This is a genomic window from Ruminiclostridium cellobioparum DSM 1351 = ATCC 15832 (assembly GCF_000621505.1).
GTDB classification, from domain to species: Bacteria; Bacillota; Clostridia; order Acetivibrionales; family DSM-1351; genus Ruminiclostridium; species Ruminiclostridium cellobioparum.
In genome coordinates, this window is sequence record NZ_JHYD01000027.1 from 25,353 (window position 1) to 46,748 (window position 21,396).

General features: G+C 42.1%; 16 protein-coding genes. 3 read left to right on the forward strand and 13 right to left on the reverse strand.

The genetic code is table 11. From position 1 onward, the window contains the following. Window positions 1-37 precede the first annotated feature (37 nt). Window positions 38-1,009, reverse strand: a complete 972-nt coding sequence (locus tag T344_RS0111530) for an ABC transporter permease (RefSeq protein WP_051571776.1) — start codon at window positions 1,007-1,009, stop codon at window positions 38-40. A gap of 380 nt (window positions 1,010-1,389) precedes the next feature. After that, the gene (locus tag T344_RS0111535) at window positions 1,390-4,488 is read right to left on the reverse strand and encodes a glycoside hydrolase family 2 TIM barrel-domain containing protein (RefSeq protein ID WP_027628843.1); all 3,099 of its coding nucleotides are present in this window, start codon (window positions 4,486-4,488) and stop codon (window positions 1,390-1,392) included. A 181-nt stretch (window positions 4,489-4,669) separates the two neighbouring features. On the opposite strand from T344_RS0111535, the gene T344_RS0111540 reads away from it, so the two are divergent. Together T344_RS0111540 and T344_RS0111545 are read left to right on the forward strand one after the other, a co-directional pair. Continuing rightward, window positions 4,670-5,494, forward strand: a complete 825-nt coding sequence (locus T344_RS0111540) for a helix-turn-helix domain-containing protein (RefSeq protein ID WP_027628844.1) — start codon at window positions 4,670-4,672, stop codon at window positions 5,492-5,494. Window positions 5,495-5,678: 184 nt separating this feature from the next. Further along, window positions 5,679-7,094, forward strand: a complete 1,416-nt coding sequence (locus T344_RS0111545) for a family 43 glycosylhydrolase (RefSeq protein ID WP_027628845.1) — start codon at window positions 5,679-5,681, stop codon at window positions 7,092-7,094. Between the two features lie 129 nt (window positions 7,095-7,223). Here T344_RS0111545 and T344_RS0111550 read toward each other — a convergent pair whose 3' ends face one another. The 8 genes from T344_RS0111550 to T344_RS0111585 all read right to left on the reverse strand — a co-directional run bounded on the left by T344_RS0111550 (window position 7,224) and on the right by T344_RS0111585 (window position 18,267). Continuing rightward, entirely contained in the window at window positions 7,224-8,540 is a 1,317-nt protein-coding gene (locus T344_RS0111550; protein WP_027628846.1) for an MFS transporter, read from the reverse strand. 113 nt (window positions 8,541-8,653) lie between these two features. Further along, window positions 8,654-9,085: an RbsD/FucU family protein gene (locus T344_RS0111555; RefSeq protein ID WP_027628847.1), complete on the reverse strand. Its 432-nt coding sequence runs from the start codon at window positions 9,083-9,085 to the stop codon at window positions 8,654-8,656. Window positions 9,086-9,140: 55 nt separating this feature from the next. Continuing rightward, window positions 9,141-10,154, reverse strand: a complete 1,014-nt coding sequence (locus tag T344_RS0111560) for an aldo/keto reductase (protein WP_027628848.1) — start codon at window positions 10,152-10,154, stop codon at window positions 9,141-9,143. A gap of 80 nt (window positions 10,155-10,234) precedes the next feature. Then, window positions 10,235-11,563 carry a class II D-tagatose-bisphosphate aldolase, non-catalytic subunit gene (locus tag T344_RS0111565; protein WP_027628849.1) on the reverse strand — a complete coding sequence of 443 codons (1,329 nt, stop codon included), beginning with the start codon at window positions 11,561-11,563 and terminating at the stop codon, window positions 10,235-10,237. A gap of 16 nt (window positions 11,564-11,579) precedes the next feature. Continuing rightward, the gene (locus T344_RS0111570) at window positions 11,580-12,626 is read right to left on the reverse strand and encodes a galactitol-1-phosphate 5-dehydrogenase (RefSeq protein ID WP_027628850.1); all 1,047 of its coding nucleotides are present in this window, start codon (window positions 12,624-12,626) and stop codon (window positions 11,580-11,582) included. Window positions 12,627-12,651: 25 nt separating this feature from the next. Beyond that, window positions 12,652-14,163, reverse strand: coding sequence for a xylulokinase (locus T344_RS0111575; RefSeq protein WP_027628851.1), 1,512 nt, complete (start codon window positions 14,161-14,163; stop codon window positions 12,652-12,654). Window positions 14,164-14,490: 327 nt separating this feature from the next. Beyond that, window positions 14,491-15,546, reverse strand: coding sequence for a LacI family DNA-binding transcriptional regulator (locus T344_RS0111580; protein ID WP_313560022.1), 1,056 nt, complete (start codon window positions 15,544-15,546; stop codon window positions 14,491-14,493). 345 nt (window positions 15,547-15,891) lie between these two features. Beyond that, entirely contained in the window at window positions 15,892-18,267 is a 2,376-nt protein-coding gene (locus tag T344_RS0111585) for a glycoside hydrolase family 31 protein (RefSeq protein WP_027628853.1), read from the reverse strand. 137 nt (window positions 18,268-18,404) lie between these two features. Here T344_RS0111585 and T344_RS0111590 point away from each other — a divergent pair, with 137 nt between their 5' ends. Continuing rightward, window positions 18,405-19,274 (forward strand): AraC family transcriptional regulator, encoded by an 870-nt coding sequence (locus tag T344_RS0111590; protein WP_027628854.1) that lies wholly within the window; start codon window positions 18,405-18,407, stop codon window positions 19,272-19,274. A 93-nt stretch (window positions 19,275-19,367) separates the two neighbouring features. Here T344_RS0111590 and T344_RS0111595 read toward each other — a convergent pair whose 3' ends face one another. From T344_RS0111595 to T344_RS0111600, 3 genes are all read right to left on the reverse strand, one after another. After that, entirely contained in the window at window positions 19,368-19,661 is a 294-nt protein-coding gene (locus tag T344_RS0111595; protein ID WP_027628855.1) for a hypothetical protein, read from the reverse strand. Further along, complete coding sequence (locus tag T344_RS31935) at window positions 19,639-19,719, reverse strand: family 4 glycosyl hydrolase (RefSeq protein ID WP_422784863.1); 81 nt, start codon at window positions 19,717-19,719, stop codon at window positions 19,639-19,641. The genes T344_RS0111595 and T344_RS31935 overlap by 23 nt, the downstream gene beginning before the upstream one ends. A gap of 925 nt (window positions 19,720-20,644) precedes the next feature. Then, on the reverse strand, window positions 20,645-21,382 hold the full coding sequence (locus T344_RS0111600) for a carbohydrate ABC transporter permease (protein WP_242842064.1): 738 nt from the start codon (window positions 21,380-21,382) through the stop codon (window positions 20,645-20,647). Window positions 21,383-21,396 lie beyond the last annotated feature (14 nt).

Consider the following 21,396-nt stretch of genomic DNA (forward strand, 5'->3'; position numbering starts at 1 on the left):
TAATAAATTAGTCTTTATTTTATCAATACCGGAAAGTTTACCATAAGCTTTCACTGGTAAGACCCTTGCTTATTCTGTTCACGACCAGCAGCAATACAAGACCTACTCCCGACTGGAACAAGCCTATTGCCGTTGAATAGGCAAAGTCCGGAATTGATGACACCAGCGCAATTTTATAGGCATAAGTGGATATTATCTCCGATGCACTCAAATTATTAGGGTTCTGCATTGCCAGTACTTTTTCGTAGCCAATATTTAAAATTCCGCCAACATTAAGAATAAGCAGTATCACAGCTGTTGGAATTATAGCGGGCAGATCGATATGCCTTATCCTCTGCATTATGGTTGCTCCGTCGACGGTGGCAGCTTCATGAAGCTGCATATCCACTCCCGACAATGCAGCCATATATATGATTGCGTTAAAGCCCACCGACTGCCATATACCCGACCATACATACAGTGACGGAAAAGCCGAGGCACTGGCCAGGACATTTGTACCGGTAATGCTGTAAATAATGCTGCCAATGGCACCTGTCTTTGTATTAAAAAGAATATTGATCATACCCACAAGTATTATTGTTGATATGAAGTAAGGAAAATATGATACGAGCTGTACTGCTTTTTTATATCTGACATTCAAAATATAATTAAGGCTTAAGGCTAAAATGATTGCACACGGAAAGCTTACCAGTATTGTGTATACAGAAATCCACAGGGTGTTCCGCAGGCACTCAATAAAATTGTAATTCCCGAAAAATCTTATAAAGTTAGCAAGCCCGAAATTATCTGCCCAGGGGCTTCCCAATATTCCTGCTCTTATATTATAATTCTTAAATGCTATTATAGCCCCGTACATGGGATAATAATTAAACACGGCTAAAAATATTATTGGTAACAGCAATAAAGTGTATAACTGCCAGGTCCCTTTAAAATGTTTTGCCAAACTATTACTTTTCCTGATGTTTACCTTTTCAGTTCCAGGTGCATCCATGTCTCTCGTTGTTTGCATCAAACCAGCTCCTATTCCAGCAGTAAAAATCTGCTAATAATGAAATTGTAAAGTGAAATGTTCATAGACTATCTGAGCCTAATTTAAACATCAAAAATTAGTAATGTAAATATTCAAAACTTTATTCATTGTGCAAATATTTTTATGCAATTGCTTCTACCTGAACCCTGTATAAAATGCCGGCTTAATTCGAAACGGGGACCTAAAAAATTGTATTTGCATTTTTTTAGGTCCCCGCTTTAATTTAGATTTAACTAGTCCTGCCCTTGTATCTGCCGGGCAAACCTGATATTTTATGTAAACAAATACAAATTTTTGATTAAAAAATTTCCCGCCCGACAATACACATTTCAGATGTTACAGACTGCCGGTTATATTAATTATCCAACTACCTCCATTAATATCTGATAATGATAACAACCTTTTCCGATGCGGTACTCCGGATGAATATTTTTGGACCAGCCGTTATCTCCGCCCAAGCCGGCATGAAAATAGTCTATATTAAGATGTACATATCCATCCTTTAAAAGTTCCTGCTCATACCTTGCATTATCGCAGACCTCCACAGAGTAATCATGAATATCAAAATGGAATGGGGTGGCGCCTGAAATGCGTAGACCGCGGCCTGCCGGATCCTTTACAAGGAGGTATCTCACATCTTCTTTTCCGCCGCATTCCACAGGCTTCACATAGGGTGTATACTGTTCCTGGACGGTACTGCTGTAACAGCCTATAAGGGCTGCTTCCTTTCTGTCGGCGTAATTCTCCCAGGGTCCTCTCCCATACCAGTTTATTTGCTGTTTATCCTCCGGAAGCATCAATGAGAATCCGATTCTTGGAATTGTTTCACCCGGACAATTATTTATGACGGTTTTATCAACCTCCATACCTCTGCTGCCAATCCTGTACTGTGTGGAAACAAGCAATTTATCATTATTATATGAGACATTTGCAAATATAAATATCTGCGAGTCAGAAACAGCAGTGTCAATGTTAATAACCTTTATTTTCAAGTCATTTAAACCCCAGGCCCTCCAGTCGGTTGCATAATTGCCGCCGGGATTCCTGCAGCCTTCGTCGATTCCCGTCGCAGCCCGGTAAAAATTGTCCCGGCATCCCCAAAAGCTCTCAACTCGGTTAAAAACCGCCTTTGTAAATATACAGCTTTCCTTGTCAAAACGTACTTCTGTATTTTCTCCCAGTATCAAAATTTCTCCGGCAGTTTCCTGCATTGTCAGCTTATTATGGTTGATGCATACCTCCTGCCTTTTTAACACCGACTCCTGCAGGGGGATTTGATAAGCATAAATAACATGTCCTTTTTTTGCATAGGGCACATCTCCGTTTAAGGAGGCTGTGATGTTTACAAAAGCTTCACCGGAAATATTCTCCCGCTTCAGGACATATTCCAGAACATCAGACTGTCCCGGAGCTGTGAAATATTGTTTCATCAGGCCGCCATCCACCACTTTTCCGTCGCACTGCAGCTCCCAGGCAAGGCATAAATGACTAAGATTCCTAAACATATGGTTATTCTTTATTTTATAGGCACCGGCTTCAGGGTATGGGCTTCCATCATGAAAAATTGTTACCGGAGCCTGGCAATTCCTTATTTCAAATGCAGCCGGTTTCCAGCTTAAATCAGGCAGAACCACTCCGTTCAGGCACATATCCTCTATGGGGTCAACTACCTCCTCATTAAAGGCTCCTCCGTATACATATCTTGAGGTACCGTTTTCCCGCTGCTGCACCAGGGCCTTATCCTGGAAATCCCATATGAACCCGCCCTGGAAACGGGGATACTTTTCCACCAGGTCCCAATACATTTTGAAATTTCCGTTGCTGTTGCTTTTTGAATAGGCATACTCACACATTATAAAGGGTCTCAGGTCCTCATGCTCCGCCATCTTTTGCTCTACCCAGTCACTGGGCGGGTACATGGCGCAGATTATATCGGTAATATTGCTTTCAGGGTTGCAGGATTCATACTGGACATACCTGGTCCTGTCATATTCTTTTATCCAGCCATACATAGCCGCCTGATTAGCCCCTGCCCCCGATTCGTTTCCCAGGGACCAGGTAATTACAGAGGGATGGTTTTTATCCCTGAGTACCATCCGTGTAGCACGTTCAATAAATGCCCCGGTCCATTCGGCCGAGGAGCTTAACTGCCCGCCGAACTCATGGGTTTCAAGATTTGTTTCATCCACTACGTATATTCCCAGTTCATCACAAAGTTCATACCATTCACTTGCATGAGGGTAATGACTGGTCCGGACAGCATTGAAATTCAGCTGTTTCATGCCTAAAAGCTGCTGTATCATGTATTCCGCCGAAACATATCTGCCTGTTTCGGGACAGAATTCATGCAAATTCACTCCCCTCACCAGCAGTCTTCTGCCGTTTAAATAAAGTACACCGTCCCTGCCTATTTCCACTTTGCGGAAGCCTACTTTAGTACTTTCAATATCTGTGACACATCCGTTCTTGTCTACCGTCTCCAGAACCAAAGTATATAAATACGGCTCTTCTGCAGACCATAAATGGGGATTTTCCACAATGGCAGATGGGAAAGCGGTAAATTTTGGCTCCAGATAGACACCGCATCTGGCATAGGGTTGACTTTGAAAAACAATAACCAATTCTTTTTCGGCGTTATAGAGACTCAATCTCACATGACATTCTCCATAACCCCTGACTCTGTTGTTTGGCTGAAGCATTACCCTCAGTTCGGCTTCTTTAAAATCGTTTTCCTTAAACAGAGTTTCTACCTTGTAGTCAAGCAGCCGCTGTCCGGACTTTGCATAAATTCTCACGTCCCTGTAAATCCCCGACAAGTGCCAGTAATCCTGATCCTCAAGGTACGAACCGTCACAATATTGAAGTACCTTTACAGCCAGCTCATTTTCACCCCGTTGAACGGCATGTGTAATATCAAAGGAAGCATCCAGCTTGCTGTCCTTTGAGAAACCTATTTCAATTCCATTGACCCAGAGGTAAAAACAGGCCTCTACTCCTCCGAATTCTATAAAAACATCTTTTCCATCAAAATAGTCCGGTACTTCAAACACAGTCCGGTAGCAGCCTGTCAGGTTTTTTTCGGGCACCAGGGGTGCATTGAGCTCCACCTGCCCCTCGGCTATCTCTATCTCGTAATGGGACCCGGCTCCCTCCCTCTTAAAGGGATATTTAATATTGGTATAAACCGGCTTGCCATACCCATGCAGCTCCCAGTTTGAGGGCACTGGTATATCCTCCCAGCCGGAAGCATCATAATTTAATGCGTAGAAACCTTCCGGCGCCTGCCGGGGATTTTCGGCAAGCTTGAATTTCCAGTTCCCGCTCAGGCTTTTTACGTATTTTGAAGCCCAACGGTCACACTCCATAGCCTGCTCAACAGATTCGTAAGCTCCATATGGAGAATGCATCGGATATCTGTTTATTTGTGTTATATACTGATTTTCCCATTCTCTGTTCATAACCCGCTCCTTTTATCATATCTGGTATAAAAAAATATTATTCATCGCTATAAAAATACAATTGTATATGCGGATATTATATGCTATTTTAGAAACAAACAAAATATTTCTATTGGTCTTTATTTTATCCGTTTTGGTATAATCCCAGACTGAAAGTATACCTTTAGGAGAGGATTAAGTTATGGAAACAAAAAAAGATGTTGTTTACCGTTGTATAGGACCGGACCTGACAAATGGAATACTGGCCTGCGGCTTTATGCCCAAAGCGACAGCGGAACAATCACAGTACAATTTTATGATTGACTATTACAGCGGCTTCCTGCTGTTATCCGGGAGCGGCCGCTATTATACCCCGGACAGGGAAATAATCCCCATCCGGGCCGGTGATTTTGTACAGCGTATACCTGGAGTCTGCCACTCCACAGAGATAACTCCCGACGGCAGCTGGGTTGAATTTTTTATCAGTTTCGGCCGTTCCACCTACAATTACCTCTGCAGTCTGAATCTACTGCCGTCAGACACCCCCGTAATTCATTCACACTGTGATGAAAACATACTCCAGCAATTCTCACGGTTTTTGTATCAATTAAAAACGGCAGATGACAAGGAGCTTCCTTTTATAGCTCTTAAAGCCCAGGAAATAGTGCTGTCCATTGTCCAACGTACTTCCGGAACCTTCTCTGCCGATTCCGAGAGGGAGGCAGTTGAGCAAGCCTGCCGCCTGCTGTCCGGCGACATTCATACGGCGGTTTCCCTTGAAGGGGTGGCTGCCGCTCTGCACATGAGCTATGAAAACTTCCGGAAGCAGTTTCGCAAGCATGTTGGTGTCTCACCTTTACAATACAGAATCGAACAAAAAATGAAATATGCCAAGCTTATGATTTTATCAGGCGTTTCTATTAAGGAAACAGCTCAGCTTACCGGCTATAGTGATGCTTATTCCTTCACAAAACAGTTTACCCGTTCGGTTGGCATCTCACCGGGCCGCTTTAAGCAAATGCCTTAAGTTCAACCTGCCCCACTGGCCCCATATCAATGAATCTGTTTACTGCATTATTCAGATGTTTGCTTTTTTAAATTTTTATATTCAATTCTTTAATGTTAATTGACTAGTTATGTTTTCAATGATATTCTACCAACAAATATATACTCTTAAAACAGAGTTCAAGAAGAAGGAGTGAAGGTAACAAATGAAAAAACAAGGTATTAATCCATATCTCCCGTCCTGGGAGTATATTCCTGACGCCGAGCCTTATGTTTTTAACAACAGGGTTTATGTTTATGGTTCACATGACCGATTTAACGGATATGTATATTGCTTAAACGATTATGTCTGCTGGTCAGCACCGGTTGATGATCTCGGCAACTGGACATATGAAGGGGTTATTTACAAAAAGACCGATGATCCTCTCAATCCCGATGGCAACATGTGCCTTTATGCGCCGGATGTCACTGTAGGCCCCGACGGAAGATATTATTTATACTATGTACTGGACAAGGTTTCAATCGTGTCGGTTGCCGTCTGTGATACTCCCGCAGGTAAATATGAATTTTACGGCTATGTACATTATTCCGACGGAACCCGTCTGGGTGAAAGAGCAGATGATCAGCCCCAGTTTGACCCAGGAGTGCTTACCGAGGGCGATAGAACTTACCTGTACACAGGCTTTTGTGCAGTAGGAGACAAATCAAGAAAGGGACCAATGGCAACAGTGTTGGGACCGGATATGCTGACAATTCTTGAAGAACCGGTATTCTTAGCCCCAAGTGAACCTTACAGCAAGGGCAGCGGCTATGAAGGTCATGAGTTTTTTGAAGCCCCTTCCATCAGAAAGAGAGGGGATACCTATTACTTTATATATTCCTCGGTTGTATTTCATGAACTTTGTTATGCTACAAGCAAACATCCCACAAAGGATTTTAAATACAACGGAGTTATTGTAAGCAACAGCGATCTTCATATTGATACTTACAAACCTGCTGAAAAACCTATGTTTTATGGTGCCAATAACCATGGGAGTATTATTGAAATCAATGGGAAATGGTACATTTTTTATCACAGACACACCAATGGAACAAATTTCAGCAGACAGGGCTGCTGCGAACAAATAGAATTTTTGGAGGACGGAACCATTCCTCAGGCGGAAATGACCTCCTGCGGCTGCAACGGCGGACCGCTTGAAGGACGCGGCGAATATCCCGCCTATCTGGCCTGCAACCTGTTCTGCGAGGAAGAGTCGGTGTATACCGATTGGACTGCCTCCTGGATGAACAATCAGTTCCCAAAGATAACTCAGGACGGAAGAGACGGAGACGAAGAGATCGGGTACATTGCCAACATGAAAGCATCAGCTACAGCTGGATTTAAATATTTTAACTGCAAGGGCATTACAAAGGTAAAAATCAAGGTTCGTGGATACTGCCAAGGCGACTTTGAAGTAAAGACCTCATGGGACGGTTCTGCCCTTGGAAAGATACCGGTGGTTTTCACAAATGTATGGAAGGAGTATTCTGCCAATATAACCATTCCTGATGGAATACAGGCATTATATTTTACTTATACTGGTCAGGGAAGTGCACATCTGGCCTCATTTACTCTGGAATAAATTCTTCTGCTGAAACGGTTACCGGACACTTAACTGCGCTACGGTAACCGTTTTATTTTTCCGTTCCCGTCCTACATCCATATAAAAATACAGTCCCTAGGAAAATTAACAGCAATATAGTAGGTATTTCTAGAAATTAAGTTTGTGTTTAATAATTCTGTTCATTCCAGCAATACCCGCCACCAGAACCATCGCCGACACCATAAATATCAGCTGCAGGCTTCCAATTGAAAAGCCGTGAACAGAAATGCCGAAAGAGGGAGTGAGCTTTATAAAATAAGAGCCTGCCAGAGTCCCGGCAAATCCGAATAGTCCGTTGACAGCTGAAGAAAACCCCATATAAACCGACTTGTTCTCAGCCGGCGCAAAACTATACTGTATATTATTGATTGAAATATTTATTCCTGAAATAGCTGCTCCGCCTAAAACATGAGCAATTGGAAGTAATAGAAGTGCCGTATCAACATCTATCATAAACCATATAAAATAGTATAAGACCTGAATAAGCATCATCATTTTTAGAAGGTATAACCATGACTTTTTATCCGCCAGCCTACCCCAATATCTCACCGAAACTATACTGGCTACTGATGCCAGAACAAGCATGAGCGTTATATAGCCGTAGCCAAGTTCCAGCTTTGAAACCATATATACCGAGGTGAATGGGGCTGCCAGCTGGAACCCGACATTCCAGATAAGCATAACAAAAACAATTCCCCTATACCTCCCGTTTCGTAACGGCAGAAGGATAATTTCCTTAACCTTTAAATCCCTGTCGGCTTTAGGATAAGGGGGCTCCTTCATGCTTGAAAATAAAACAAAATTCACTATTGCTGCAGTCATTACAAAAATATATATTACTAAAAAGCCTGAAAAAGCCTGTCCGGTTTTCTGAAATTTGTCCAGAACCTGTCCCATAAGCAGGGTTATACAGGTTACCACTCCCAACACAATAGCCTCTCTCCGGCCGAAGTAGGAGCCTCTGATGTTCTCTGGAGTAATGGACAGAAGCCATGTCTGTGATGCAGGTATTGTAAAGGCCAGAAAAAGGTTTGAGGCCAGAAAAGTAATCACTAATAAAGAAATTTTAATAGACTGCTCAACCCTTATCATCGGTATAAAAATCATCAGGCCCAGCAAAAACCTTCCAATAAAGCAGAATAGGCAGGTAATCAGCTTTCTGTTGGGTATTTTTTCAAATACAACCGGAGAAAAAGCCGATATTATTCCGGCCAAAACAGGTATGGCTGCAATAATTCCGGCTATTTCATCATTAGCCCCCAGATATTTTGCAAAGCCGACCAAAAACGCTCCGCTTGTCAAGGTAAGAATGCTTCTTGCTGTGCACCCCTCAAATATGGAAATGTTTCGTGAAAACCGCATTTCAGCTTCATTAAGGATTCTACTGTCAAAGTATATTTTTTTGATAAGCCCGGATATATTCACAAAGACCCCCCTTAAAGTTCAGAAAATATATGCCTGAAATTTGCGGCTTCCCTGCAAATTCAGGCATATATTTTTAATGGTGCTGGCAAATAATTAACTTTTCTACGAGTACACTATTCTACCACAACACCCTTTTTTAAAATAATATTGGCGTAGAGAGCAGCCTCGCTGGTTGCTATAACTGCATATGCGCTCCTGGTTCTTTCATAGAAGGCAAATCTTTCGATGTTCTCTATCTTGTTATTCTTGGGTTCGTGCTTATTAATAATATCTCTGTAAACCTCCCAGATGGGAGTCTCTACTGTATCCCCCGGAACCACTTCCATAAGAGCCACAGGCTTTTCTACGTATGGGTCAAGGGGGAAAAACTTAAGTATTGCATCCAATACCTCAGGAACACCATGCCCATCCAGTCTTATTACTTTCTTTCCAAATGTACCCGAAGGAAAATTTCCGTCGGCAATAACTATTTCATCACTATGCCCCATCTCCATCAGTGTCTTAAGAAGTTCCGGGGTTAAGATCGAAGGAATTCCCTTTAACATATATCCTCCTTGCCGAAGCGTATAAAATTTTAGTTTATTTAATTTATTCCGTTAATTATTTGGTTATTTCTCCGTTAAGATCCCACAGATCAGTCCAGTCTTTAGCTCCATCCCACAGGAAAACCTGACCTTTGATCAGACGGCAGTTCTTATCAACACCCTCGATTTTTTTCATTTCCTCTTCTGTAAGAGGGTCTTCCACCGCACACCTGAGGTTGCTTGCATACTCGTTTCTGTAGATTGAGAACGGTATTGGAGTCTGTCCTCTCTGAACAGCCCATTTAATACATATAACTGCCGGATGAACATTATGTGCCTTTGCTATTTCAATAATAACCGGATCCTGAATATCTACATAGTCCTCAGCAGTCTTATCACGGTCGGGTCTTGTTGGTGAACCGATAGGACAAAAGCCGATAGGCTGAATACCATGGTCAAGTGCAAACTGGAATAATTCAGGCTGCTGGAAGCATGGATGGAGTTCCATCTCTATGGCAGCAGGCATGATGGTAGCATGTTTGAACAATTCCTTTAATTTCGGAACTGTCATATTGGAGGCTCCAATGTGCTTTACATAGCCGGCCTTCTGAAGTCTTTCCATCTGGTACCAGGTTTCCATGTACTGTTCAATTGAAAACGGCCTTGCATCCTTATTATGATAGTCGGGTGCGGCTCCCTTGGGATGGAAATTTCTGAAGGGCCAGTGTACAAAGTATAAATCTATATAGTCAAGGCGCAAATCCTTCAGGGTTTTTGCACAGGACAGCAGCACATCTCCTTTGCCGTGCATGTCATTCCATACCTTTGAGGTGATAAAGAGTTCCTCTCTTTTAATTCCTGATTTCATTATGTCTTCGAAAACTTCTCCGATCAAATGCTCATTTCCGTATACAGCTGCACAGTCAAACAATCTGAAGCCCACTTCAGCTGCACCTTTTACTGCCGCCGCAATATCTTCGGCCGTAAATCTGTCCGAGCCAAAGGTTCCCATGCCTATTCCAGGCATCTTATCTCCTCCGCGCAGTACTCTCTGCGGGACCAAACCCGGATCGATTATATCGTTAGTCATAATACTATCTCCTTTATAAATTATTTTTTTATATTTAATCCGGTACATCGCAGCTTCTGCTTTTACCGGATACAACTCCATTACTTTGCCGCCAATATAACTTCAGTAGCATATAAATAATCATCAATACAGTTTACAACACGGTCCTTTAAGAGACTTTCAGGCTCATTTGCAAGCTCTCCGCTTCTTACTTTTCTGTACTGAATAGGCATATATTCGCTTAATAAGGAATACGGAATAGTTACAGTTTTCAAATTCTTTATTAACCGCTTTACTGCATTCTGAACATTTGAATCAGGCAGGTAGTATCTGCATCTGTCCGAAAAACTGTATTTCCTTGCAAACCTGACTTTTGATCCGTTGCCATGATAGTGCTTTCTCCAGTTTTCAGGGTTCTGTAGCATTGCTTCATCAAATACATTAATCAGATTTGACAAATGAATGTCAGGATCGTATTTAAAGAGTTCTTCTTCTATCATACTCAGGGCAAACAAGCCTTCCCTCAATGCAAAGGTCAAAGCCGGCCCTACCTTCAGAATAGCTATTCCGTCCTCAACCATTTCCTTAAGAGCTGTGGGAGTCTGATAATCTGTAGAGTGTCCTTCAAAAACCAGGTTAGGATACTTTTTTAAAGCCTGGCACAGCTCTTTTGCAGCATCCCGGTCATATTCATGTATTGTTTCATCACCGAATTCAACTCCCGGCTGTACTACAACAGCAATAACATTTGCCCAGGCCTTTTGCAGCCCCAGCTCATAGAATGCCTGCCGGAAGGTTTCAACGGTGGATTCAAAATCACTTACCCTTGTAACCTGGATACCCTCTTCCTCTTCCTGGCTTCCCCCGGGAATGGGCACTTCACTGCCCACAACATATACCGGCTGCAAAGCATTTTCATCAGTTTTTAAAAGCTCGGCATATGCTTCCTCGGCTACCTTGCATAGCACCGCCCCCCTCTTGGCTATAACACCTGTATCAAGCTTTTGATTAATATTGTCATCCGCAAGATGCATGCTGGTATCTATATGAATTTTTGTAAAACCTGCCAAAACGTACTGTTTTAATAACTCACAGGATTTTTCCATAGCTGTGTCGGACTTTTCATTTTTCCATGTCAGCGGTCCCAGGTGATCTCCTCCAAGTATGAGCTTATCAGCTGGAAATTGAATTTTTTCAGCTATTTTGCATACAAAGGCTTTAAAATCCTCCGGCTTCATGCCGGTATAGCCTCCAAACTGGTTTACCTGATTTGCTGTTGCTTCAATCAGCACTAAACCTCCGGTTTTAAATGCTCTTTCCATTGCAGCCTCAATTACGTATTCATTTGCACTGCAAGCCGAATATATTCCAGCCGGAATTCCCTGCTTTTGTTTTAAAACCAAATCCTTTAGCGGATGCAAACCTGCCATTGTCATTTTCTCCCTCCTATTCGTTCACTATAAGTACTTTTCCTTTAACGGTTCCCGGTACCTTGAACATATCAAAACCATCCTTGATTTTACTGAGCGGAACTTTTTTGAATATAAAGCTTTCATCAAATTTCAAGGCTCCCGTCGAAAAATAGTGAGCGGTCAAATCCCACTCCCTACCCGGAAAGGGTGCGCTGTAAGACATCCATGAGCCGGTGAGTTTGAACTCCTTCCGGTTCATATTTTCAAACAGCCGTGGTGTGAATACCAGATCCTTTGTTGGTGTTCCTATGAAGCAAACTCCGGATTTATTTCCTGCCAGTTCAAAAGCAAGCTTCATGGTTATATCAACTCCTGCAGTTTCATATACAAAACCGAAGCCTTTTTTGTTTGTAAGTTTATCCACCTGCTCTTTAAAGTCCTTATCCAGAGTATTAACCGTCACATCGGCACCAAGCTTTTTAGCCAGTGCCAATCTGTCATTGTCTATATCAAAGACAAAAACCCTTTTAGCACCGAATATCCTGGCCCATTGAGCCGTAAACATACCCACCGTACCTCCGCCAAGTATGGCAACATCCTCTCCGCCGTGATAGTCGGCACACAATAATCCGTGCAAAGCTACAGTTGCCGGTTCAAAAAAGGCTCCCTGTTCAAAAGACACACTGTCATCAAATTTAACAACATTTCTTTCAGGCATTTTCACGTACTCTGCAAAGCTCCCGCTTTCCCTGGAACCAATAAAGCTGTAATGTTTGCATAAAGAATAATTTCCCTTCTGACAATCCTCACACTTCATACAGGGCACCAAAGGTACTCCGGCCACTCTGTCTCCTACTTCCACAGAAGTAACTCCTTCACCGATTCCGGCCACTTCACCAGAAAATTCATGTCCCAGAACTATTGGAAAAAAATGTGCACCGTCACCCAATACTCTTGGGATATCAGATCCGCATATACCTGTGGCCTTGACTCTTACAAGCACTTCTCCCTTTTCCGGTACAGGTGTCGGAATCTCCTCATATCTTAAATCCTCCCTTGCGTGCAATACTCCCGCTTTCATATAACCCCCCCAATCGTTTTAAATGTCATATTTTTTGCATTGTATCTTTCAATTTTTCATACAGCTCAATATATATTTCATAATTTCTTTTGTAGGTTTCATGAGCTTTCATATCCGGCTCATGGGTACGCGTAATAACAATGGTATCCCGGACGGCCTGGTCAAAGCTCTTATAAAGACCTGTTCCAACACCGGCAAGAATTGCTGCTCCAAGTGTAGTCGCCGTATCTGAAGTTGGGACCTTGATTACCCGGCCTGTAACATCAGCCTTTATCTGTGTCCATAAGCGGCTGTTTGCCGCTCCACCCATGGCTACTAATTCTTCCACCGTTACACCTGCTTCCTCTGCTGTTCTCAGGTTGTGCTGCAGAGCAAAGGCACAGCCCTCCAACACAGCTCTGATCATGTGTGCCCTGGTTTTGTCATAGCCCAGTCCGAAGAATACACCTTTTGCATTTTTATCCCATAGAGGTGATCTCTCTCCCGCCATATAAGGCAAAAATACAAGACCGTCTGAACCTTCAGGTATTTTCTCAGCTTCATTATCCATAATCATAAATGGATTTGACCCGGCTGCTTTTGCAGCAGAATTCTCAAAAGCTCCCAGTTCCTGCATGAACCATTTTATAGCCCCTCCACCGCCAACGGTACCGCCCTGCAAAAGCCACAGCTCCGGTACAACATGAAAGCCTAAAATGAGTTTCGGATGGGCAACAGCAGCCTCAAGACATATGCTCATACCTCCTGCCTGCCCTCCCTGCTCCTGCGTCTGCCCCACCTTTACCACTCCCGCACCAAGAGTTCCGCAGGAGGCATCCAGTCCTCCCGCCACTACCGGTGTTCCGGCAGACAGTCCTGTTACGGCTGCTGCCTCCACCGTAACTTCTCCGATGACTTCATGACACTGGAACAGCTCGGGAAGCTTCTCCCTGTCAAAGCCCAACTCCTCGCAGAAGCCGTCTTCCCACTTGCCCTCACTCATATTAAAGGCATGCACTCCGTAGCCTTGTGATATATCCTGAGTCATTTGTCCGGTAAGTTTGAAGGCAATGAAGCTGTTACTTTGTAAAAATTTATAAGTGGAGTTATAAATTTCAGGCATATTTTTTCTGAACCAGACAAATTTTGGCGTGGAATAAGAGGGCTCAAAGGAATTGCCGCTCAGTCTAAAAATTCTGTCAAAGCCAACTCTTTCAACAGTATCCCTGCATATATCCGATGCTCTTGTATCCATCCAGATTGGTGTATTATGTAATACCCTGCCGCTTTTATCGATCGGTATGGCAGACCAGCTCTGGCCGTCAATTCCTATACCTCTTATCTGCTTTGCATCAATTTTTGCCTTGAATATTGCTTCCTTTGTGGCCGCACATATACTATCCCACCATTCATTGGGATTTTGCTCCACATGCCCCGGAGCGGGATAATAAACCTTGTATTCCTTGGTCAACTGCGCTATTACCCTTCCCTGCAGATCAAAAATTGCCACCTTGCAAGCCGATGTACCAATGTCTATGCCTAATAATAATTTTTCCATGCCTGTCTCCATTTCTGAAATCTATTAGAATCCTGTTACACGACCGCACGAGCGTTACGTTATTCTTTTTTTAACATTAGTGTAGCTAAACGTTTAGCGCATGCTCAAAAATATTCGAGAAACACTTCCTGTTTCTCGCAAAAGCTTTTCTTTAGCCAGTAGTCTGTAACATCTAAATTCATATATCGCCGACGGTAAAATTCTGCCAGAACTGCGTTGTCGAAAAGCACTGCTTTGCAGTACTTCGTTGGAATAAAACAATTATTCCTCCCTCCTCCGCCTTGCCCTGAGAAAATTTTCTTCGCCGGACAATATGCGTTTTAGAGGTTACAGACTACTGGTCTCCAATTTTTTTACCGATTCCTTCATGATTAGTTCGGTTTTCAGACGAATCATGGACGGGAAGTTTGAGGTATCTCCCTTAAGTCTTTTCAAAATAGTATTTGCAGCAACTTCACCAATTTGCTGAACCGGCTGAATTACTATAGATAACGGAGGTTTTACGACTTTTGATAGCTGAAGGTTGTCGAAACCAATAAAAGAAATATCCTCGGGAATCTTAACGTTCCCTTCATTTACTGCCATCAATGCTCCCAGAGTCATTTCATAATTTGTAACAAGAATTGCAGTCGGAGCCTCCTCCATTTTAATCAGTTCAGTCAGCAGTCTGTACCCGCTTTCAACCTGATAATCACCTTTTTTGACCAGGCTTAAGTCAATAGGCATATTGTAATCCTCGTGTACTCTTTCGTACCCCTTTAGACGCTCCTGAGCAGTATATATTTCATCGGGGCCGCAAATAATGCCTATTCTTTTATGACCAAGAATAATTAACTGTTCAACCGCATTATAGGCTGCGTTGAGATTATCAACCAGCACGGTATCACATTCAATACCTCTCAAGGCTCTGTCAATCAGAATTACGGGAATATTTCTTTTGATAACCGAGTTAATTGCTTCGGAATCATTTCCCATGGGCATTGTTATAATGCCGTCGACCATTTTTTTCAATAAAAAATCAAGCTTTTGTTTTTCCAGATCCTTATCTTCTTTATAGTCACAAATAATTGTACTGTAGCCGCTTTTAATCAGAACGCTTTCAATATTTGATACAATGCTTGTAAAAAATATATTTTCAAGACTGGGGATTAATAAACCGATAGTCATTGTCTTGCTGGTTTTAAGTCCCCTGGCTATTTCATTTACCTCAAAACCAAGTTCCTTGATTACTTTGTCTATAATTTTCCGATTTTCCTCAAGGACATTACCACCATTGATATATTTGGATATTGTTGCAATTGAGAGTCCTGACTTGCTGGCAACATCCTTTATTGTTACAGAGATAAAATCACCTTCTATCGCGAAACGTTTAACTTTAAATATATATTATCAAAATAGTATTTAAAAGTCAATAACTTAATGCGTTGTGCTAATTAATTTAGGATTTGCTTTACCTGTGTAATTCTTTATTTCAACTGGTAACTTCCGCACTAACTTCATGAAATAGGTTGCAACCAAAACAATTACAAAAATTGTATTGCTTCATTAATAAAGCGATTTTGTCGTCGCTCAAACTCGACATCCTATCTCGATTTGAAGCTCAAAGCAGCGTCCTGCTGCTTTGCCGGCAAAACCGCTTTACATTCGTCGACAATTTATCGTAATTGTTTTTAACCATGCATCCCTATTTCATGAAGTTGTACTCGCGTACCTGTACAGCCGGCAATTTTACCCCACTATCCTTTGTACAAAAGTAACCTTTTCAGGCATACCGGGATACTGTCCTATTCGTGGATGGACGGTAAGCTTTCCTTCACTGTCCGACCAAGTTAATTCGGTTGTGGCAAATTTGCCTTCTTCATAACCATACCCATTCCGTTCATCCTGATAAAGAGTAAAGCTTCCGTCGGCTCCCGGATATACAGTCAATTTAAACCAATCATCTTTCATTTGTCCGGTATGCTGGATCTGTTCAGACATAGGAAGAATTGATCCAGCCTTAACATATATAGGTATCATGTCTATTGGAGCCTGCGCCTCAACGGTTTGACCTCCCTTAAACCGCTTTTCACTCCAGAAATCATACCAGTCGCTGCCGTCAGGCAAGTATACTTTTCTTGTCTTAGCTACCCCTTCAATGGGCTTACTGTTTGCTTCATAGTACATGGGGACGGTGACCGGACATATCATCAAGCTGGGACCAAACATAAACTGGTCGTCAATATTATATACATTTTCATCGTTAATAAAATCAAATGCAAGCACCCTTAAAATTGTTCCGTGCTTCTGAGAAACCATTCCTGCGAGTGAATAAATATATGGCATTAGCTGATATCTAAGGTGTGTTATCTTCTCTATGGCATCGTAAAAAATTTCACCCTTTTTACCATAATTCCATATTTCTCTCCGACAGTCTGTACCATGAGCTCTGAACACCGGCAGGAAAGCTCCCAGCTGACACCACCTAGTGTAAAGTTCCCTGTAGCCCAGGTCGCCGCAGCCGTTTTCATAATCACCGTCCCAGAACCACATATTTCCGCGCTTCACAAAGAATGCTCCTATATCCAGTGTCCAGTACGGCAAGCCTGACGCACAATAGTTCAGACCTGCAGGAATCTGCTTTTTCAACGTTGACCATTTGGCACTGGTATCACCTGACCACAGAATGGTTCCGTACTTTTGTATACCTGTATAGCCACTTCTTGTCAGATTAACAACTCTTTTTTGCCCGTCGGTGTCCCTCTGTCCTTCATATATTGCCTTGGCATGCATAAATGGGTAGGCATTTGTATATACCTCATCCATATATGTCCTGCAGGTGTTGTGAAAGGCTACAAGGTTCTGATCCGGCTCAGGTTTGTTAGGATTGTTCCATTCGGGAGTAAACGGTTCACTGGAATCACACCACCAGGCATCCACTCCCTTTGAAAACAAACCTTCACGGGCCTGCTTCCAATACAATTTTCTTGCTTCGGGACTAAAAGCATTATATATTTCAGATCGTTGGAATAAACAATCATTAGCTTTCATTTCCTTGTGATTTTCGCAATGGCTAACCATAATTGGCCAGATTGATATCATAAGGTGTGCCCCTAGCTGGTGCAATTTCTCCGTCATGTTTTCAGCATCGGGGAAACGTTCGGTATCAAAGGTTTTCTGTCCCCACTTTCCGGCTTCCCAGGACTGCCAGTCAAGCACAATACTGTCCAGTGGAACACCAAGCTCACGGTAACGCTCAACTGTGTCAATAATCTCTTGCTGGGTTTCATACCTCTCCTGCGATTGCATAAAACCAAAAGCCCAGAGTGGAAGCATGGAAGCCTGGCCAGTCAATTGACGGTAGCCTCCGATAACTTCGTCAAAGCTCTCTCCATTAATAAAGTAATAATCCAGTTCTGTTGAGGCTTCGCTGTACAGGTATGATCCAAAGCCGTTATCACAGAATATAACCGGAGCATAGGTATCCAGCAGTATTCCGTAACCGTTGGTAGACATGAGAAACGGCATGGCTATTTTCATGTTGGCCTGATGAATATACTGGCGGGTTCCTCTCAGATTCAGACAGCCTTCTTCATTCTGCCCCATGCCGTAGAGGGCTTCGTCACTCTCCCATTCAAAATGAAGCCTTGTATGGTATAGCTGACGGTCATATTTTTTCTTTGAATCCAGTACAACTTCCTTTACTCCGTCTGGAGTTTCAATTTTTTCAACAACAGCCGTATCATCCAGAATTGTTTTGAAGGAATCAAAAGCAATCAGCTCTTTGCCGTTCTTCTCAGGCTCCCCGGTCAAGCGTCTGCCTTTTCCATCGAAATAGGTTATACGGCTGTCGGATTTTCGAATCAAAAGCTGTAGCTTTGAAGTATCAAGCAGTATTGTTTGTTCATCCTCCCTGAATTCCCAGCTTTCAAATACCTTTTGAGGTTCAATTCCAAGACCCCTTACGGCAGAGAATTTGTCTGCCAGTGTATACACTACCCTGATTATATTGGTATCTACAGGTTGTATTTTTAGCAAACCATTTTCAGTATTTAGGACAAGAGCACCTTCGACTCGCTGGACTCCGGTGACTTTTGCCAGTTTGGGTTTAATTGCTTCCAACATATACTTTCCTCCTTGTTTGACGTAATTATGTTTGTATGATATTATCATTTTAATTCCGATAAAATAATTAAAACACTACTAATTCAACTATTTATCTGTCTTATTTGAACATTTATTATTACGTTCAGGAGATTTCTATGGAATTCACAAACGCTGGAAATTTTGAACATATTACTTTTGAAGATATTACATTTCCATTCAATTGCTTTTATATGAAAAATTCAAATACTCTTCCCCATTGGCATAACCATTTTGAAATGGTATTTTCGGAAAAAGGCTGCTGTACGGTATATATCAATGGCTTAAGCTTTCTGATGTCGGAAAATCAACTAATAATCATTCCTCCCGGAAGCCTTCACAGCATTTTCCCTCAAGGCTCCTGCAGCTATTGCGCTATTGTTTCCGGAGAAAGTTTATTTGAAGGGCTTGGTGCAGATCCTCATATTTTGGAGGTATTAACTCCATTTATGTCAATAGGCCTGTACCCTCCGGTTCACCTTTCGGAAAAGGATACGGCTTTTAAAAAGTGCTTCTCACTGCTAAACGAACTGCAAAAAGAAAATGCTCAAAAAAGAAACGGGTACAGGGCCCGAATTAAAAGTCAGATGATAATACTTTTTTCTGTACTCTATGAAAGCCTGCCGCAGGCATTTTTCAAAGAGAGCAATTCGCCTGATTCAACCCGACTGATTAAGTTGTCTCTGGACTATTTGCGTCTCCATTACAGTGAACGGATTACTGTTAACGACATGAGCATGTACTGCCACCTAAGTATTCAGCATTTCTGCAGGCTTTTCAAAGCCTGTACCGGAAAAACCTTCGTTGAATACCTTACCCTGTTGCGCCTGGAAAAAGCGAGAAAAATTCTTGCCGGCACCGATATCCCAATAACCCAAATTTCCGATCTGGTTGGATTCTGTAATAGTAACTATTTTTGCCGGCTTTATAAAAAATATTACGGCCATCCTCCTTCCAGGGATCGAATTAACCCCCCGGAAGATGGATAACCGCTATATCAGAGGGGCTGTTGCAAAACGTATAAATATGTATAGTTGAAGGGGAAAAGTGCGGTTTAGCATCCATTTTTCCAAAAATGGATGCTAAATGTGGGCCTTAGCGTTTGGCCCACAAGCAGTTTTTCTATAGGGAGTGTTGACCCTTTGTCTCACTGCACCGCGGTAGCCTTCATTTGTTGGTATCAGGTTTCCCTTGGCAAAGCTCTCTTTGGCGGCTTTAATACCTTCAACATACTGAGGAAGCCATTTTTCCTGAGCTATGAGCATTTCATCAATCATCTGCCATATTTCAGGAGGATTGCATACCGCTCCGGTAAGCGGGTCCATCAAGGCTGCCTGTTTCAGCAGATTTACGTCACCTGATACAGCCGCCCACATAACAGGGGACTTCGACCACCGACTCATCCGGAAGGTTTGTAATACAGCCTTCATTCATCACATTGAAATGAGCTCTGTATATTCTTCCTGTTTCCAAAGACTCTATATTGTTGTATTAATTCTCTTTTTAAATTAATATTAAATTAACGGGTTGTGCTAAATAAAAAATTGTGTTTTGCTTTACAGATTGATTTAATTAGAATCAACTGGTAACGCGAGGACAACTTCATGAAATAGAATGCACGGTTAAAAACAATTGCGGTAAATTGCTTTGTAATGATGCGATACAATTTTCGTAATTGTTTTGGTGCTTCCTATTTCGTGAAGTTAGTACGGAAGTTACCAGTTGATATAAAAATTACACAGGCAAAGCAGGTATAAAATTAACTAGCACAACGAGTTAATTTAGGTTTTGCGCAAGAGTTAAAGGGTCAAAAGCCGAAATAAAAAACAATGGTGATAAATATGAGTATATATAATGTTAATAACCGCTATGCCAGGCCAGAAGCGTTTTACGCGTTGAATCTCTCAGAATTTCAAATGCCTCCTCACAGTCATAACCGCTGCGAAATAATGTATGCGTCTCCGGGAGCTGTGTTGTATCTGTAAAGGAAGAAATGGTTACTCTGAAGGAAAACCAGCTTATATTTCTCGACCAGAATGTACCTGCATTTTGGCTATCTTTGAAAAACACTATAATATGAGCCCGCAGCAGTTTAGAAAACTAAAAGGCCAGAATATCAAAGCCGATACGGGAAGTGGGCAGTGGTATGCAGATGAAAACGGCCATTTCAAAAATCAGGTTTTGCTCAAACAATATAAAATTTATGTGTTGTGCGGCACAACGCAATGAAATAAATCAGGCCTATCCCCAAAAGCAATACTCATTGCACGGGAATAGACCTTTTTCTTTTGTTCTGCGCATTTATAAAATGCATGTCAGTCTTATCTTTTATTATTTAAAACTGCGAAGTTCTCGCAAATCATTTCAAAATTGCGCCTGCTGTAAGAGCATTCTCTATCTGCTCATTTCCAAACATGTATACCATTATCATCGGCAGGCTTGTAATAATCATGGCAGCTCCTATTTGTCCCCAATGGGACACTCCTATGCTTACAAAGAAGTTAAGCAAACCAACCGTCAAAGGCCGAATCTTGTCATCAGCCGCTAAAATAAAGGCCAGAAAGAATTCGTTATATATATTCATAAATATCAGAACACATTGAGTGGCAATTGCCGGTTTTATAACAGGCAGAATTATTCTGAAGTAAGTTTGATAGATATTGCAGCCATCAATGCAGGCCGCCTCTTCCAGTTCTTTTGGCAAACCTCTGAAGAAGGCATACAGCATAAGTACACATGAAGAGAGGGCAAAGGCCGAATAAGGAAGTATCAAACCGAGGTGCGTACCCTTTAAGCCCATATTCCTTGTCATAATAAGCAATGGTATAATTACCACCTGGGCAGGTACAACCAGCCCCATTGAAATGTAACTCATGGCAAAGCCTTTAAACTTCCAGTTCATTCTGCTAAGGCAGTATGCAAGCATACTCCCCAAGAATATAGTTATAATGATTGTACTTACAGAATATATCAAACTGTTGGATAGATACCTTAGAAAATTAAATTTTTCAAGCGCACCGCTATAATTGTTAAAAACCCATTGTTCAGGGAGCCCGAATGGATTGTCATACACTTCGCTTCTGGACTTGAACGACATATTTATCATCCAGT